Origin of the sequence: Mycobacterium sp. UM_WGJ, assembly GCF_000455125.1 — a bacterium.
GTDB lineage: Bacteria > Actinomycetota > Actinomycetes > Mycobacteriales > Mycobacteriaceae > Mycobacterium.
Genome location: NZ_AUWR01000055.1, coordinates 78828 through 94934 on the forward strand (window position 1 = coordinate 78828; position 16107 = coordinate 94934).

16 protein-coding genes are annotated in these 16107 nt (G+C 66.6%); 4 read left to right on the forward strand and 12 right to left on the reverse strand.

Annotated elements, in window-relative coordinates; genetic code table 11:
- Positions 1-39 precede the first annotated feature (39 nt).
- A complete protein-coding gene (locus N416_RS0116580; RefSeq protein WP_036458316.1) occupies positions 40-936 on the forward strand; it encodes a hypothetical protein in 897 nt (298 codons plus the stop codon).
- A 21-nt stretch (positions 937-957) separates the two neighbouring features.
- On the opposite strand, the gene trmD is transcribed toward N416_RS0116580, so the two are convergent.
- From trmD to N416_RS0116605, 5 genes are all read right to left on the reverse strand, one after another.
- Positions 958-1647 (reverse strand): tRNA (guanosine(37)-N1)-methyltransferase TrmD, encoded by a 690-nt coding sequence (gene trmD, locus N416_RS0116585; protein WP_024443227.1) that lies wholly within the window; start codon positions 1645-1647, stop codon positions 958-960.
- Between the two features lie 8 nt (positions 1648-1655).
- Complete coding sequence (gene rimM / locus N416_RS0116590) at positions 1656-2177, reverse strand: ribosome maturation factor RimM (RefSeq protein ID WP_024443228.1); 522 nt, start codon at positions 2175-2177, stop codon at positions 1656-1658.
- Between the two features lie 11 nt (positions 2178-2188).
- Positions 2189-2431, reverse strand: a complete 243-nt coding sequence (locus N416_RS0116595; RefSeq protein WP_019736217.1) for an RNA-binding protein — start codon at positions 2429-2431, stop codon at positions 2189-2191.
- 8 nt (positions 2432-2439) lie between these two features.
- Positions 2440-2940, reverse strand: a complete 501-nt coding sequence (rpsP, locus tag N416_RS0116600; RefSeq protein WP_024443229.1) for a 30S ribosomal protein S16 — start codon at positions 2938-2940, stop codon at positions 2440-2442.
- A 168-nt stretch (positions 2941-3108) separates the two neighbouring features.
- The gene (locus tag N416_RS0116605) at positions 3109-3528 is read right to left on the reverse strand and encodes a nuclear transport factor 2 family protein (RefSeq protein WP_024443230.1); all 420 of its coding nucleotides are present in this window, start codon (positions 3526-3528) and stop codon (positions 3109-3111) included.
- Positions 3529-3565: 37 nt separating this feature from the next.
- Between N416_RS0116605 and N416_RS0116610 the strand changes: the two genes are divergently transcribed.
- Positions 3566-4435 (forward strand): D-alanyl-D-alanine carboxypeptidase family protein, encoded by an 870-nt coding sequence (locus tag N416_RS0116610; RefSeq protein WP_024443231.1) that lies wholly within the window; start codon positions 3566-3568, stop codon positions 4433-4435.
- A 68-nt stretch (positions 4436-4503) separates the two neighbouring features.
- Here N416_RS0116610 and N416_RS0116615 read toward each other — a convergent pair whose 3' ends face one another.
- Together N416_RS0116615 and ffh are read right to left on the reverse strand one after the other, a co-directional pair.
- Complete coding sequence (locus tag N416_RS0116615; RefSeq protein ID WP_024443232.1) at positions 4504-5571, reverse strand: amidohydrolase family protein; 1068 nt, start codon at positions 5569-5571, stop codon at positions 4504-4506.
- 1 nt (position 5572) lies between these two features.
- Positions 5573-7123, reverse strand: coding sequence for a signal recognition particle protein (ffh, locus tag N416_RS0116620; protein ID WP_024443233.1), 1551 nt, complete (start codon positions 7121-7123; stop codon positions 5573-5575).
- Positions 7124-7462: 339 nt separating this feature from the next.
- Between ffh and N416_RS0116625 the strand changes: the two genes are divergently transcribed.
- Together N416_RS0116625 and N416_RS0116630 are read left to right on the forward strand one after the other, a co-directional pair.
- Positions 7463-8278, forward strand: a complete 816-nt coding sequence (locus N416_RS0116625; RefSeq protein ID WP_024443234.1) for a PE domain-containing protein — start codon at positions 7463-7465, stop codon at positions 8276-8278.
- A 35-nt stretch (positions 8279-8313) separates the two neighbouring features.
- Positions 8314-9498 carry a PPE family protein gene (locus N416_RS0116630; protein WP_036458290.1) on the forward strand — a complete coding sequence of 395 codons (1185 nt, stop codon included), beginning with the start codon at positions 8314-8316 and terminating at the stop codon, positions 9496-9498.
- Between the two features lie 649 nt (positions 9499-10147).
- Here the strand turns inward: N416_RS0116630 and N416_RS21780 are convergent.
- The 5 genes from N416_RS21780 to N416_RS0116655 form a co-directional block, all read right to left on the reverse strand.
- Positions 10148-11029 (reverse strand): DUF294 nucleotidyltransferase-like domain-containing protein, encoded by an 882-nt coding sequence (locus tag N416_RS21780; RefSeq protein WP_369797608.1) that lies wholly within the window; start codon positions 11027-11029, stop codon positions 10148-10150.
- A 70-nt stretch (positions 11030-11099) separates the two neighbouring features.
- Positions 11100-11438 (reverse strand): P-II family nitrogen regulator, encoded by a 339-nt coding sequence (locus tag N416_RS0116640; RefSeq protein WP_024443236.1) that lies wholly within the window; start codon positions 11436-11438, stop codon positions 11100-11102.
- Complete coding sequence (locus N416_RS0116645) at positions 11344-12822, reverse strand: ammonium transporter (RefSeq protein WP_024443237.1); 1479 nt, start codon at positions 12820-12822, stop codon at positions 11344-11346. Before N416_RS0116645 ends, N416_RS0116640 begins: the two co-directional genes overlap by 95 nt.
- 217 nt (positions 12823-13039) lie before the next feature.
- Positions 13040-14509, reverse strand: a complete 1470-nt coding sequence (locus N416_RS23325) for a hypothetical protein (protein WP_024443238.1) — start codon at positions 14507-14509, stop codon at positions 13040-13042.
- Between the two features lie 98 nt (positions 14510-14607).
- Positions 14608-15960, reverse strand: a complete 1353-nt coding sequence (locus tag N416_RS0116655) for a PE-PPE domain-containing protein (RefSeq protein WP_231384334.1) — start codon at positions 15958-15960, stop codon at positions 14608-14610.
- Positions 15961-16107: the final 147 nt, after the last annotated feature.

Below are 16107 nucleotides of genomic sequence, written 5' to 3' on the forward strand. Positions count from 1 at the left end.
GATTAGCTGTTGAGGAGGCCTTCCGCCGTGCGGCCATCGATGCTTGTGTTGACCATCGTCATGGTGATCTCCACAGTGGTGTTCGGCTGCGACGAGAAAGTCTATGGCGCCGACGCCCAACGGCCGACGCCGTACCGCACGCCCGAGGTGACGCCGGTGGCCACCGCGATCGAAGCTCCCCGGGCGCCTGCGATTCAGCCCGCCGCGGTGGTCGATGGCCTGGCGGCACGCATGCAGGAAGCCACCGACGATGCCGCCAAGGTCGGCGCGAATATCTCGGTGGCGGTGCTGGACCGGATCTCGCATCAGTTGATCACCAACGGCAACACCAGGCCGATCGCCACCGCCTCGGTCGCCAAGCTGTTCATCGCCGACGACCTGCTGCTCCGCAAGCCCGAAGCCGGCCTGTCGGCCGACGACCGGGCCGCACTGGATTCCATGCTGCGTGCGTCCGACGACGGAGCCGCCGAGACGTTCTGGAGCCAGAACGGCGGCAACGCGATCATCACCCGGGTGGCCGGCCGCTACGGCCTGGCCGGGACCTCGCCGCCGTCGAACGGTGCCTGGTGGAACACCATCAGCACCGCACCCGACCTGGCGCGTTACTACGACATGCTGCTCAACGGTTCCGGCGGTCTGCCGCCGGCTCAGGCCAGCATCATCATGAACGACCTCGCAATGTCCACCCCGAGCGGCCTCGACGGCTACCCGCAGCGCTTCGGGATCCCGGAGGGCTTGTACGACGAGCCGGTGGCGGTGAAGCAGGGCTGGATGTGCTGCATCGGCAACAACTGGATGCACCTGTCGACCGGTGTGGTCGGGGCGGATCGCCGCTACATCGTGGTGATCGAGTCGCTGCAGCCCAGCGACGACGCCACCGCCCGTACCACCATCACCGAGGCCGTCAAGACCATCTTCCCCGGCGGCCGGATCTAGGCGGGTTGCCGCCGTAACGGCTTAGGGCTCCAGTAGATCCGGACGGCGTTCGCGGGTCCGCTCCAGGGCGGCCTCGTGGCGCCAGGCGTTGATCCGGGCGTGGTCACCGGAGAGCAGCACGTCAGGCACGTCCAGGCCGCGCCAGCTCGGCGGACGGGTGTAGCTCGGCCCCTCCAGCAGGCCGTCGCGGTCCGGCGAATGCGAATCGTCACGTTGGGACGCCGGATTGCCGAGCACGCCGGGCATGAGCCGCAGCACCGCCTCCAGCATCACCAGCACTGCGGGCTCCCCGCCGGCCAGCACATAGTCACCGATCGACACCTCTTCGACCCGCATCCGCCGAGCGGCGTCGTCGGCGACCCGCTGATCGATGCCCTCGTAACGGCCGCAGGCGAACACCAGATGCTCTTCATGGCTCCAGCGCTGCGCGGTGGCCTGGTCGAACAGTGTTCCCGCCGGGGTCGGGACGATGAGAACAGTCTGCTCCGAACAGATTTCGTCCAGCGCTTCACCCCAGACCGGCGCCTTCATCACCATCCCGGGGCCGCCCCCGTAGGGCGAGTCATCCACGGAGCGATGCACATCGTGAGTCCAGCGCCGCAAGTCGTGAACCTCGAACGCGACCATCCCGGATTCGATCGCCTTGCCGGGCAGTGATTGACGGATCGGGGCCAGGTAGTCGGGGAAGATCGTGACGACATCGATTCGCATGCCGCGCTTTACCCGTCCAGCTCCAGCAGCCCGTCGGGCGGTTCGATCACCACAGTGTTGTCGGCCAGCGACACCGACGGCACGAACGCGGCGATGAACGGCACCAACAGTTCCCGGCCGTCAGTCCGCTTGATCGCCAGCAGCTCGCCGGCAGCCGTGTGCAGCACCTCGGTCACGGAGCCGATCTCCTCCCCCGCCACGGTGCGCACCTGCAGACCCTCGAGCTGATGGTCGTAGTAGGTGTCCGGCTCGGTGATCGGCGGAAGGTCGGCGGAGTCGACGACGAAAATGCTGCCGCGCAACGCGTCGGCACCGTCGCGGTCGCCGATCCCGGCCAACCGCACCAACAGACGTGCGCCATGAGGGCGAGCCGCCTCGACCACGTAGTCGCGTTGCGGCGCACCGGATTTACGGGCGTGCAACGTCGCACCCGGCGCGAACCTGAGCTCCGGATCGTCGGTTCGGACATCGACGACGATTTCGCCGCCGATGCCGTGGGCTTTGACCACCCGCCCGACCGTCAGCTCCATGAGCCGGCCGACTACCGGTCGGTGTCCACCACGTCCACGCGGATGCCGCGTCCACCGATACCGGCGACGAGGGTGCGCAACGCAGTGGCGGTGCGACCGCCGCGACCGATTACCTTGCCCAGGTCGTCGGGGTGCACGTGCACCTCGACGGTGCGGCCGCGGCGGTTGGTCACCATGTCGACTCGTACGTCATCGGGGTTGTCGACGATGCCGCGCACCAGGTGCTCGACGGCGTCTGCCACTACGGCACTCATGGCCGCGGTCAGCTCTCGCTGGCCGACTCGGCGGCCTCAGCAGCGGGAGCCTCGGCGGCCTCGGCGGAAGCCTCAGCCTTCTCGTCAGCCTTGTCAGCCGCCTTCTCAGTCTTCTTGGCCGGCGCCTTCTTCTTCTTGGCGGTGGTGGCCTCGGTGGTCGGGCCACCCTCGGCCTCGGCCAGCGCAGCGTTGAACAGCTCCAGCTTGCTCGGCTTGGCCGGCTTGACCTTCAGGCGGCCCTCGGCGCCGGGCAGGCCCTTGAACTTCTGCCAGTCACCGGTGATCTTCAGCAGCTTGAGCACCGGCTCGGTGGGCTGGGCACCGACCGACAGCCAGTACTGGGCGCGCTCCGAGTCGATCTCGATCAGGCTCGGCTCTTCCTTCGGGTGGTAGCGACCGATGACCTCGATGGCGCGGCCGTCCCGGCGGGAGCGCGCGTCGGCAATCGCGATGCGGTACTGCGGATTGCGGATCTTACCGAGGCGGGTGAGCTTGATCTTGACAGCCATGAATACTCCTGCGATATCACGCTGCAATTCAGCGATGTGGGCGGGATTGCCCACATCCGGTTTTGCCTCGCGTGGTTGTGTCACCCCGCGCGGAGCCCCAACAGGGTCGCGTCACACGGCGGACAGCCGCCCATTGTGCCAGAAGCAGGCCGGTCAGCAGAAATCGCCTCAGGGCATCTTCTGGAAGCACTTGGTCTCGGAGCGCCGGCTCATCCGCCAACCGTCGGCGGTGCGGACGAACTCGTCGTCGTACCACAGCCCCACCAGCATCATCGGGTCATTCTCCCCGCTGAACACCATGGGATTGAAGCAGAAGGTGCGCGCGGTGGCGCCGTCGCCGTCGACGCGGATCGCCGGTAGCCCCAGCATGTGAGAGTAGGTGGCGAAATTGGGCAGCACCTCGGCCAGCCACGCCTTCACCTCCGGGAAGCGCCCATCGATGCCGCCCAAGGCGCGGTAGTCGATGTAGGCATCGGGGGTGAACACCGCGTCCAGACCGTCGAAGTTTCGGGTGTCGATCGCGGTCGAGTAGTCGACCAGCAGCTGCTGGATCTCCCAGCGGTCCAAAATTTCTTGTTGGCTCAGCATTCCTCGATTGAACACCACAGCGGTAAGGTAGGCCGCCATGCGGAAAATCTTGGCCGCAATCGCGGCTCTCGCAACAGTGTTCGCCTCTCCCGCCGTGGCGGCCCACGCCGATGCTGCGCAGCCGCTCGGCTCGGCGCCGGTGCCGGTCGGCCCCGCCCCGAACTGGCTCATCGCTGACCTGGATTCCGGGCAGGTGCTCGCCGAGCAGAACGGCTACGCCGCGACTCCCCCGGCCAGCACGATCAAGGTCCTGCTGGCATTGGTGGTGCTCGACGAACTGAACCTCGAGGACACCATGGTCGCCACCCCGGCCGACACCCACGTGGAGTGCAATTGTGTCGGGGTCAAGGCCGACCACAGTTACACCGCGCGGCAGCTGCTGGAAGGCCTGCTGCTGGTTTCGGGCAACGACGCCGCCAACGCGCTGGCGGACATGCTCGGCGGGCCCGAGTTGGCGGTGGCGAAGATGAACGCCAAGGCCGCTGCGGTCGGCGCGACCGCCACCCACGCCAGTACCCCGTCCGGGCTAGACGGCCCCGGCGGTCCGGGCGCCAGCACCCCGCACGACCTGGCGGCCATCTTCCGGGCGGCGATGGCCAACCCGGTGTTCGCCGAGATCACCGCGCAGCCCGCCGCGACGTTCCCGACCGATTCCGGGGAGCGTCCGATCGTGAATATGAACGAGCTGCTGGCCCGGTATCCGGGGGCGTTCGGCGGCAAGACCGGCTTCACCGATGCTGCCCGCAAGACCTATGTCGGCGGAGCGTCCCGCGACGGCCGGCGGCTGGTGGTCGCGATGATGTACGGGCTGATCCATGAGGGCGGGCCGACCTATTGGGACCAGGCGGCGGCCCTACTGGACTGGGGTTTCGCACAGTCTCCGATGTCGAGTGTCGGCTCGCTCTAGACCCGCGACTGGGCAGGGTTGTCCGGCATCCCCAGTTCGGGCCGAATAACTCTGCACGCTCAGCGGAGTCAATACACCCGGCCGCGCAGCATCACCAGGTCGGGACGCCCGAGCACCTCGGGGCCGCTGCGCGGGTCGTCGGCGAAACACACCAGGTCGGCCGAAGCGCCATGCTCCAGCACCGGTGCCCCCAGCCAGCGCCGGGCATCCCAGCAGGCCGCGCCCAGTGCCTCAGTGCGACTGAGGCCCACCTGGGACAGCGCGTCCACCTCATCGGCGATCCGGCCGTGGGCCACCATGCCGCCCGCGTCGGTACCGGCGTAGATCGGCACCCCGGCTTCGCGGGCCGCACCGATCCGTGATCGGCAGGTGGCGTGCAGCGCGCGCATGTGTGCGGCGTAGGTCGGGTACTTGGCCGCCGAGTCGGCGATCCCGGGGAAGTTGTCGATATTGATCAGCGTCGGCACCAGGGCGGTGCCGTTGGCCAGCATCATCGCGATGATGTCGTCGGTGATGCCGGTGCCGTGCTCGATGCAGTCGATGCCGGCGTTGATCAGGCCGGGCAGCGCCTCCTCGCCGAAGACGTGCGCGGTGACCCGGGCGCCGTTGGCGTGCGCGGCATCGATGGCCGACTTCAACACGTCGTCGGACCACAGCGGCGCAAGATCACCCACACCCCGGTCGATCCAGTCCCCTACCAGCTTCACCCAGCCGTCGCCCCGAACCGCTTGGGCAGCAACGGCTTCCGGAAGCCGATCCTCGTCATCGACGTTGATCGGCAGCCCGGGAATATAGCGCTTGGTCCGGGCGAGGTGCTGCCCGGCGCGGATGATGCGCGGCAGGTCGGCACGGTCGTCGAATGCGCGGGTGTCGACCGGTGAGCCCGCGTCACGGATCAGCAGGACCCCGGCGCGGCGTTCGGTCTCCGCTTGGCGCACCGCCTCGTCGACGTCCACCGGACCACCGGGCCCGATCCCGACGTGACAGTGCGCGTCGACCAGGCCCGGGATGATCCAGCCGTCGGAGAAGACGGTGTCGGCGCCATCGACCGGCTCGAGGCTGATCGCGCCGTCGACGATCCAGTATTCGACAAGCTGTTCGTCGGGCAGCCCGCGACCGGAAACGTGGAGCGCCAAATTACTTCTGGCCCGGGAAGTTCAGCTTGGACAGGTCGAAGTCGGCCAGCCCGGGAGGCAGCTCGTTGAGGCCTTCGGGCATCTGCGACAGGTCGGGGAAACCGGCGGGCATGCCGGGGCCGAACAGCCCCCTCGACTTCGGTGGGGTCGGGCCGCGGCCCTTGCCCTTCTTGCCGGCCTTACCCTTGGCTTTGCGGTTGGAGCTCTTGCGGCCCAGCCCGGGCAGGCCCATCCCGCCCATCATCGACGACATCATTTTGCGGGCCTCAAAGAACCGGTCGACGAGCTGGTTGACCTCCGAGACGCTGACGCCCGAGCCGTTGGCGATCCGCAGCCGCCGGGAGGCGTTGATGATCTTCGGGTCAGCCCGCTCGGCCGGTGTCATGCCGCGGATGATGGCCTGCAGACGGTCCAGCTGGCTGTCGTCGACGGCGGCCAGCGCGTCCTTCATCTGGCCGGCTCCGGGCAGCATGCCCAGCAGGTTGCCGATCGGGCCCATCTTGCGGATCGCCAGCATCTGCTCGAGGAAGTCTTCCAGCGTGAGCTCGCCGGAACCGATCTTGGCTGCTGCCTCTTCGGCCTTGCGGGCGTCGAAGACCTGTTCGGCCTGCTCGATCAAGCTGAGCACGTCGCCCATGCCCAGGATGCGGCTGGCCATCCGGTCGGGGTGGAAGACGTCGAAGTCTTCCAGCTTCTCGCCGGTGGAGGCGAACAGGATGGGCGCGCCGGTGACTTCCCGGACCGACAGTGCGGCACCACCTCGGGCGTCTCCGTCGAGCTTGGTGAGTACCACCCCGGTGAAGCCCACGCCCTCGCGGAATGCATCGGCGGTGGTGACGGCGTCCTGGCCGATCATGGCGTCTAGGACGAACAACACCTCGTCGGGCTGCACCGCATCGCGGATGGCCGCGGCCTGGGCCATCATCTCCTCATCGATGCCCAGGCGCCCGGCGGTGTCGACGACGACGACGTCGAAGTGCTTGGCCTCGGCTTCGGCCAGGCCGGCTGCGGCCACGGCGACCGGGTCGCCGGGGGTGCCGGTATCGCCGGCGACCGAAGTCCCGGGGTGCGGGGCGAACACCGTGACTCCGGCGCGCTCCCCGACGACCTGCAACTGGTTGACCGCTCCCGGGCGTTGCAGGTCGCAGGCCACCAGCAGCGGGGTGTGGCCCTGGCCGCGCAGCCAGGTGGCCAGCTTGCCGGCGAGCGTGGTCTTTCCCGCGCCCTGCAGACCGGCCAGCATGATCACCGTGGGCGGGGTCTTGGCGAACACCAGCTGCCGGGTCTGTCCGCCGAGGATGCCGATGAGCTCCTCATTGACGATCTTGACGACCTGCTGAGCCGGGTTGAGCGCACCAGAGACCTCGGCGCCCTTGGCCCGGTCCTTGACCCGGCCGATGAACGCGCGCACCACCGGCAACGAGACATCGGCCTCCAGCAGGGCCAGCCGGATCTCGCGGGCAGTGGCGTCGATATCGGCGTCCGTGAGACGGCCCTTGCTACGCAGCCCCTGCAGGGCCCCGGTCAACCGGTCGGAGAGGGATTCAAACACGCCGCCAGCCTATATCTGCTCACGACGGGCGCGGGCGGGCCAACGTGACATCGGGTGATCCAAGCGGGCGGCTGGCCGCCGCCACGAGCGACAACCGCGGCTCGCGAATTGTAACCGCAGCGTTAGATAAATTGCACAGTTAATGCCGCAATTCTCATCCGTTAAACGGCCGTTTCAGAGCTTTCACAACCCGCCTATTTCCGTTAAGGATTCGCACTCGGCCGCTAAGAAAAAGTTACCGATCTACTTAGACTCTCCGATTCCTGCAATGCTTCAGGACATCGAAGACCGGCCCGTCGGACCATCCCATTGTGGCCCGATTTTCTGCGAGGAGGATGCATGTCATTTGTGAAAACACTCCCTGAAGCAATGACGCATGCGGCGGGCCAACTCGCAGGTATCGGAGAAGCATTGTCCGCCGAAAGCGGCGCGGCGGCGATCCCGACCACCGTCATCGCGCCCGCTGGCACCGACCCGGTCTCTGCGCTGCAGGCCGCGCTCTTCGCGACCTACGGGAACCTCTATCAGTCGATCAGCGAACAGGCGGCAGCCGTTCACCAGCAGTTGGTGCAGGTCCTGGGACAGAATGCTGCGGCCTACGGCACCGCAGAGGCAACCAATCAGGCGACGTCCTCGATGGACTCGGGGCTCCAGTGGTTCTTGACCAACATCCTGGGTGTGCCGTCGAGCGGCAGTTCTTCGGTGTTGTCCAGCAACCTGGCCAACATCGGCAACGTGGGGTTGGGCAACTGGGCTTCGGCCGGCTCGGCCGTGCTTGGTCTGGCCGGTGGTGGTCTTCTCGACTTCCCCGAAGAGATCGCCGCCGAGGGAGCCGCCGGCCTTATGGGCTACGAGGCACCTGCGACCATGGCCGGCGTCGGCGCGATGCCGGTGGCGGCCGGGATGGCCCAGGCCACCACGGTCGGCTCATTGTCTGCACCGCCCAGCTGGGGCACCGAGCCGGTGGCGGCCGCTGCCCCCGCCCGATTGGCGGCGGCGACTACCAGCATGGCCACCCCGCATTCCGTGCCCACCATGGCCGCCGTGCCGGCAGCCATGGCCGCAGCCGGTGCCGGCGATCGCGGCGTCGGGAGATTCGGCGCACCGCGGTATGGGGTCAAGCGCACTGTCATGCCCAAGCCGACGGCCGTTTAGCAACCCGCCCCACCAACGAGAAGGGGAATACAGATATGTCGTTCGATTTTGGAGCACTACCCCCGGAGATCGTGTCCGCGTGGATGTACAGCGGAGCCGGTTCCGGTCCGCTGATGTCAGCCGCCTCGGCATGGGGCGGCCTGGCCGCGGAGCTGGAGGCATCGGCGGCGGCGGCGCAGTTGGTGATCTCCGAGCTGGCCGGCGAAGAGTGGACAGGGCCGGCGTCAGCGGCAATGACCAGCGCCGTCACTCCCTATCTCACGTGGCTACACGCCACCTCGACAGCCGCCTACCAGGCCAGTTCGCAGGCAATGGCCTCGGCAGGAGCATTCGAGGCCGCCCGCGCGGCCGTGGTGTCTCCCGCGATCATCGCCGCCAACCGGGCGCTGCTGGCGACCCTGGTCGCGTCGAATTTCCTGGGAGTGAACACCCCGGCGATATTGGCCACCGAGGCGCACTACATGGAGATGTGGGCCCAGGACACCTTGGCCATGTTCGGCTACAGCACCGCGTCGTCCAGCGCTGCCGCGCTGACCCCGATGACTCCGGCGCCGCAGACCACCAATCCGATCGGGGCGGCGGTCGCCACGGCCGGCAGTGCCACCGGTGGGCTCCAGCAGGAGCTGGCCCAAACGCTTGCCTCGCTACAGGGCGCAGTGCAGGGGCTCCTGTCGCCTTTCGTAGCAGCGGATGGGTCGCTCGGCCCCGTCGCAAACGCGGTCGACCTGTTTCTCGGAACACCGCTGTTCGCCAATGCCATTAACGGCGGTGTGAACACAGCGGCCTGGTTTGTCGCCACCGCCATACCGACGGCGGTATCGCTGGGCCACACGCTCGCGCTCGCGGGTCCGGCCAGCCTGGCATCCGACGTCTCGGGCATGGACGGCCTTGCGGCGGGACTGGGCTCGGGAGTCTTGGCGGGCATGACTCCACCGGTGGGGGCGCTGACTGCGGCCGGAACGCCGGTGCTGGCAGGACTGGGCCAGGCGTCCACGATGGGCGGGATGTCAGTGCCGGCCGGCTGGTCGGCCACGGCAGGCACGCAGCTCGCCGCATCGACGGGGTCCGGCTGGACGGTTGCCGCGGAAGAGACTGCAGGCATGCACGCCGTGCCGGCAGGAATGGCTCCGATGGGCGCCGGCGGACGTGGCGGCCTCGGGTCGGGCGGCCCCCGTTACGGCTTCAAACCTACGGTGATGCCAAAACAGGTGCTGGTATGAGGCCGGGTGCGCTCTCTTGATCGCCGGCGATGGCGGGAGCCCCGTCGAGCCGCGCCTCAGGAGGGCGCACCGCGTGCTTCCGACGGTCACCGGGGCAGGTACGTCCGCGGATGCAGCCGCAGTTGAGGCCGATGATGCAGGCCTGGGGGCAGGCCGCGGTCACACCCGAAGGGGGGGCAACACCACTAATAGGGGCAGGCGACGCCTGCGCGATGCCGGTTGCTCCGGCTCCGGTAAACCCGACTACCAAAGCTGCGCCTGCTGCACCCAGTAACGTGGCCGCCATCCTGCCGAAGCGTCTCATCGCAATCCCTATGTTTCGTCCGTGTTTCACCCCCTTCACACAACGTACTTATCGTTCCTGACATACATCTGAATCTTCCTGGCATGCGCCTGAGTCTCTGCAGCCCGCTTGCCCCCCGCCGTCCGCCGCCGGCGGACGAAACCGACCCTTGGCGTGACCATCGATAATCGCCACTGAATTCCGCAACCGTATTCCCGGCAATAACTCGACTTATAATTTACCCAAGGGAAAATTTTGATCGAATGGCAGGGATATAGGCGCCTCGACAAGATCAGAATTCAGCACGCGAGAAGGGCTAGACCAAACGCGACAGGGCTGGCGCAAAGATTGGCTTCCTCGAGGGCGTTACGCCCGCACAGCCAACTTCCCGCGATGACCCAATGCGTTGAATTCGGCATCGACGCATCGGTTGATCGTGTGCGCGGCATCAAGCACCGTGGCGGCCAGGTCGTACCTGTCGCTCAGGTCCAGCGCGGCGCTGACCTCATTGGTGTACTGGCCCGACAACAGGTCCTGGCCCCGCCCGCAGGCCCGGTGAAGTTCGGTACGGACGTCCAGCATCGTGCGGTGAGCACCGCGCAACGCACCCCCGCGCTGATACGGCGGCCTGGTCGAGCGGCCGGAAGCATGTGCCACCGTCAGCGCATCGAGCAGTTGAACATCGCGTAAGCCGCCGCGGCCACATTTCAGATCGGGTTCGGCGCTGCCGGCTATGGCTCCACTGCGCTGCCAGCGAGCGTGTGTCACGTCGATGAGTTCGCCGTAACGGGTGCTGATGCCGTGGCGCCATTGCTGGCGGACGCTGGCGATCAGGCCTGCCGACAACCGCTCATCGCCGGCGATATGGCGGGCGTCCAGCATCGCCAGTGCGGCGAGGATATCGGAGGTGGCGACCCGCAGCGCCTGCGGAATCGTGCGAACGCTGTGATCGAGGCGAACATTGGCGTCCCACAACGGATACCAGAGCAGTTCCGCCGTTCGCCCCACGACATCGGCAGGCATGTCGTCGTGCACCAGCAGCAGGTCCAGATCGGAGTGCGGAAGCAACTCACGCCGGCCAAGCGAGCCGGTTGCCACTAGCGCAAAACCGCTGCCGGGCACAACACCGATCTCAGTCGCCTTGGTAACCAGCCAGGACTCGTGCGCCTCACGCCACACCGTGCGCAGCGCGACCGAGTCCCATTGCGCGGATGTCGCACACCGCAATGTGGCTCGAACAGCCGCCAAGTCAGCTGCCGGGCAACTCGCCCCCCTGCGGCTCATGACCGTCTACATCGGCTCGGATCGCGCTACAGACTCATACCGCGTCGGCGCCGCGTTCGCCCGTGCGCACCCGGACCACGGACTCCACCGCGCTGACCCAGACCTTGCCGTCGCCGATCTTGCCGGTACGCGCCGCCCGCACGATGATCTCGACGATCTTGTCCACGGTGAAGTCATCGACCAATACCTCGATCCGCACCTTGGGAACGAAATCGATCGAGTACTCGGCACCCCGATAGACCTCGGTGTGGCCTTTCTGCCTCCCGTATCCCTGGACATCACTGACCGTCATCCCCAAGACTCCGGCCTCTTCCAAGCCAGTCTTGATGTCCTCCAACGTAAACGGCTTCACGATCGCGGTGATCAACTTCATGTTCTCTCCTGTCTTCAGCCGAGTAAGCAAGAACAGCACTGCCGGGGGTACTCACGAGGTCGTAGCCGCTTTGGAGGTGCTCGGCCTCATCGATGCCCGAGGCCTCATCCTCGGCATCCAGCCGCAGCCCGATGGTGTATTTGAGGATCAAGGCCAAGATCGCCGTTCCGACAGCCGAGTACAACGCGACGCTGGACGCACCGATGAGCTGGCGCCACAGCTGATCGAAACCGCCGCCGTAGAACAGGCCGGGAGACACATCTGACGCACCGTCGATAGCAGCTGTGGTGGGCGCCGCGACCAGGCCCACCAGCAGGGTTCCGACGAGACCGCCGACCAGGTGCACTCCCACAACATCCAGCGAATCATCAAATCCGAAGCGGTATTTCAGGCCCACCGCCAATGCGCAGGCGACACCGGCAACCCCACCCACAACCAGCGCGCCGACAACATCTACCGACGCACACGCCGGCGTGATCGCCACCAGACCGGCCACGATTCCCGACGCTGCCCCCAGCGAAGTGGCGTGACCGTCGCGGATCCGTTCGGCGAGCAACCATCCCAGCATCGCAGCGGCTGTCGCGACGGTCGTGGTGATGAAGGTCGAGCCGGCAACACCGTTGGCGCTCACCGCCGATCCGGCGTTGAATCCGTACCACCCGAACCACAACAGGCCGGCGCCAAGCATCACCAACGGCAGATTGTGCGGCCGCATCGGAAGGGCGGGCCATCCTTGGCGTTTGCCGAGTATGAGTGCCAGCACCAGGGCAGCCATGCCCGCGTTGATGTGGACCGCGGTGCCGCCCGCAAAGTCGATCGCATGAAGTTTGTTGGCGATCCAACCGCCGTGCGGGGCGGTGCCGTCGTCGAATGCGAAGACCCAGTGGGCGACCGGGAAATACACGACGCTTACCCACAGGGCCGAGAACAACAACCAACTGCCGAACTTCATCCGGTCGGCCACCGCTCCGGAGATCAACGCGACCGTGATGATCGCGAACATCATCTGGAATCCCACGAAAACGGTCGCCGGCACCGTGCCGACCAGCGGAATCTCGATCGCAGGCGTACCACTCGCCGGATCGGCCGCGACCGCGTTGACCCCGATGAGGCCCTTCAATCCCCAATAGTCAGTGGGGTTTCCCGCCACGTTGCCGACATCATCGCCGAACGCGAGTGAGAAACCGTAGAGCACCCAGAGCACGGTCACCACACCCATGGCGCTGATGCTCATCATGATCATGTTCAAGACACTCTTGACCCGGACCATGCCGCCGTAGAAGAACGCCAGACCTGGCGTCATCAACAGCACCAGGGCGGCGCTGATCAGCATCCAGGCAGTGTCACCGGTGTCGGGTACGCCCATCGTCGGGAATTGATCCATGCACCAAACCTCCTCTGCCGCGGCCGGTTGCCAGATGAACCCGGCTGGTCATAACCATGCGCAACAGTTGTTTCGGCTCTAGCGCCGCTCCGTTGCAGATGTGTGACCACCTGCTCACAGCGGTGAGCCGGGAAGACGGCAGGAAAAGGCCCGACTGGGCCCTCGCGCGCGGAAATCGGCGCGGGACCCGGGTTCGCTGACGGGTTATGCGGCCGTGTTAGGGACGTACGCCGGGCGCACCGCCGACGCCTCCGGCGCCACCGGTGCCGTCGACGTTGGGCTCGCCGGGCTTGCCCAGTCCGCCGGGGGTACTTCCGGCGGAACCCCCGTTGCCGCCGTCGCCGCCGTCGCCGCCGGCACCGAGCGAACCGTTGCCGCCAGCACCACCGTTACCGCCGCGGCCACCAGAACTACCGGTCTGATCGGCCGCGGCACCGCCGTTTCCACCGTCACCGCCATTGGCGCCGACCCGGCCGCTGCCGCCGGCACCACCGACTCCCCCGGCACCGCCGTTCCCACCGGTCGTACCGAACCCGCCGGCCCCTCCCGCGCCGCCGTTGCCACCGTGACCGCCGGTGCCGAACGGGTTGGTCAGACCTGCGCCACCCGCGCCACCGGCGCCGCCGTCACCGTCGTCGCCGGCCTGGCCGACCGCGCCGAGCCAGCCGACGCCAGCGCCCGCAGCACCACCACGGCCGCCGTCACCGCCGTCACCGCCGTTACCACCGTTGGGCTGGCTGGCGGTGCCGACGCCGCCGGCCGCCCCCACTCCGCCGACCCCACCGGCGCCGCCGTTACCGCTGAAGCCCAAGAGCCACCCGGCATTACCGCCCACGCCGCCGTTACCGCCGGCGCCGCCGTTCAAAGCGGTCACATCGGGACCGTTGACACCGGCCCAGCCGGCGCCGCCGCGGCCACCGGTTCCGCCGAATCCCCAACCGGCCAGGGCGTCACCCCCCGCCCCACCGGTACCCCCGGCGTGCGTCACCAACGACGTGCCGTCGAAGGTGTCATGGAAGCCGGTACCGCCACGTCCGCCGACACCACCGTCGCCGAACCACATTCCGCCGGTACCGCCTTGGCCACCCGCACCGGCCTCGATGACCACGCCGCCCGGACCGACGTAGGCCGCGGCGCCCTGACCGCCCGCACCACCGTTGCCGAACAAACCGGCGTCGCCGCCGTCACCGCCCACGCCGCCGTTGACCCCGGCGACGCCGGCCGCACCGTCGCCGCCGTCACCGAATAGGAACCCGCCGTCGCCAAGGTTTCCCAGACCGAGCCACCCGAACAACGAAATGTTGGCACCGTTGAAGCCGTCAATGCCGTCACCGATCAGATACCGGCCGAACGTGAGCACGAACGGTGTGTTGATCAGGTCGATCAGGAGCTGGTTTCCGGCGTTGTGCAGGAAGCCCTCAAGGGCGTCGTGGACCGGGAGATAGAAGCTGTCCTGATAGAGCTGAGCCCAGTCAGCGGGTACGAACGGGTCGAAGTCGGCGCCCCCCGGGTCGAAGCTGGCAATGCCGATGTCTGCGAGATCGACGCCGACCGGGTTGACATCGGCCGTGTCGAACCAGGTTCCCGGGTCGAAGAAGTCGAAATCCGCCTGCGCCGACGGAGGTGTCGCCATGGGCGCCAGGGCGAGCGTCAAGGCCGCCGCGATACCGCCTGTCGCGCGACTCATCCGACCAGTTGCGCTGCGACCCGCACTGCGGCGTAGACGACGATTCATTGCGATTGACCTTTCTACGGCTAACCCGAACCAACGGGCCGAAGCTGAAATTAGGCGGGGATAGTCGTGTCGAGGCCGAAGAAATCGCCGATCCAGGACAAATCAGGATTCCCGTCAAAAAGGGACCCGAGGGAGCTCAGGAAATCCGGCGGGTCCCCGGCGTCGGTCGCCATCGCCGAACCGCCGAAAAGGCCGCCGAACAGCGGGGTGGGGTTCTGGATATCAAGAAACACGCGCTGGGCCGCGTTCCACAGCGTCGAGAACGGTTCCTGCTCCATAAACGAACCCCAGACGTAATTCGCCGGGTCTTGCAGGGCACGAAATGCCGCCTGGACACCTTCCGACCAGGCACCACTCAGAGCGGCGTTGACCTCGGCCCAGCTGATGTTGCTCGGCAACAGGTCGAAACTGAACGACGTGAGCTCGTTGGCCGGCCCCTGGTTCCAGCCTTCGGTCAAGCTGCCGTAGCCCAAATTCACCAGGATGCGCAAGCTCGGTTCCAACAGGTCTGCCAGGGGGTTCCCCCAGACGGGATTCACCCGTAGCAGATCTAGCAACGGCAGCGAATCAGCGGGGATCACATAGTAATTGGTGAGACTGTCCCCGGTGGTCTCCAACTGAATTGCGTTGGCGATATCGTCGGCACCGACTCCGAAATAGCCGATATGTGTAGAGAACATGCCGACGACGGCATTGAGTGACGATATCAGGTTCAGCGGGTAACGGGGAAAGTCGGCGTAACCGTCATATTCCATCGTATAGACATCGGTGGTGAAGTAGTCCGGGGTCGGATGCCCAAGAGTCATCCCGTTCCAGAAGGTAAGGTCCCCGCCCCAGAAGTTCAGCAGCTGGAGCAGACCGCCGTTCGGGTTCGCGGAATTCCCCACGAGCACGAAATGAACATCCTCGGGCGCTACGCCCTCTTGGCGAAGCTGTTCCATCGTCATCGACGACATTGCCGAACTCTGCGAGTAGCCGAACACATACACCGGGTTGTCGGCGTTCACCTGCCCGGTGGCGATCTCCTTGTTGATTGCCTCAGCGAGGATCTGGGCGCCCTGGACCATCGAGATGTTGCCCGGAAAGTACAGCTGGGGGGTGAAGAGCGATTCCGCGGTTCCGGTAAAGCCATGCGACTGCAGGTACAGCAGGTTGGCAGCGTTGACGTAGCCATCCGACGGCAGCGGAATCCCGCTGCCGCCCATGACGAACCCGATGTCACCCGCGGTCAGCGTTACGTCCTGTGACACAGCGGCCGACGACCGGGCGGACAACGGCGACGCCGTGACAAGCCCTGCCATGCCGGCGAAGACGGCGAGAACGCTTACGACAGCGAGAACTACGCGACCACGGCGGAGCGAACGCCCCCCCTGCGGACCGGTCATCGCGACGACACCAGCCATGGAAACCCCTTGAAATGCCCTTCAACGCACCGCGGAACGCGGAACCCCACCCGAAATTAGATCACCCGCAACAGTTTTAGTCAGTAGTTCGGTAGAAAGCCAGCCAGATTGACATAACTGTGCTTATTGGGGCATGATAAAAAATCG

Bases quoted from the DNA above. Each gene is read 5' to 3' on its own strand.
- N416_RS23325 (WP_024443238.1), bottom strand. From the start codon at position 14,509: ATGAGTCGCGCGACAGGCGGTATCGCGGCGGCCTTGACGCTCGCCCTG.
- N416_RS0116625 (WP_024443234.1), top strand. From the start codon at position 7,463: ATGTCATTTGTGAAAACACTCCCTGAAGCAATGACGCATGCGGCGGGC.
- rimM (WP_024443228.1), bottom strand. From the start codon at position 2,177: ATGGAGCTGACGGTCGGGCGGGTGGTCAAAGCCCACGGCATCGGCGGC.
- N416_RS0116655 (WP_231384334.1), bottom strand. From the start codon at position 15,960: ATGGCTGGTGTCGTCGCGATGACCGGTCCGCAGGGGGGGCGTTCGCTC.
- rpsP (WP_024443229.1), bottom strand. From the start codon at position 2,940: ATGGCTGTCAAGATCAAGCTCACCCGCCTCGGTAAGATCCGCAATCCG.
- N416_RS0116630 (WP_036458290.1), top strand. From the start codon at position 8,314: ATGTCGTTCGATTTTGGAGCACTACCCCCGGAGATCGTGTCCGCGTGG.
- N416_RS0116640 (WP_024443236.1), bottom strand. From the start codon at position 11,438: ATGAAGTTGATCACCGCGATCGTGAAGCCGTTTACGTTGGAGGACATC.
- N416_RS0116580 (WP_036458316.1), top strand. From the start codon at position 40: ATGCTTGTGTTGACCATCGTCATGGTGATCTCCACAGTGGTGTTCGGC.
- N416_RS0116645 (WP_024443237.1), bottom strand. From the start codon at position 12,822: ATGGATCAATTCCCGACGATGGGCGTACCCGACACCGGTGACACTGCC.
- trmD (WP_024443227.1), bottom strand. From the start codon at position 1,647: ATGCGAATCGATGTCGTCACGATCTTCCCCGACTACCTGGCCCCGATC.
- N416_RS0116595 (WP_019736217.1), bottom strand. From the start codon at position 2,431: ATGAGTGCCGTAGTGGCAGACGCCGTCGAGCACCTGGTGCGCGGCATC.
- N416_RS0116605 (WP_024443230.1), bottom strand. From the start codon at position 3,528: ATGCTGAGCCAACAAGAAATTTTGGACCGCTGGGAGATCCAGCAGCTG.
- N416_RS0116610 (WP_024443231.1), top strand. From the start codon at position 3,566: ATGCGGAAAATCTTGGCCGCAATCGCGGCTCTCGCAACAGTGTTCGCC.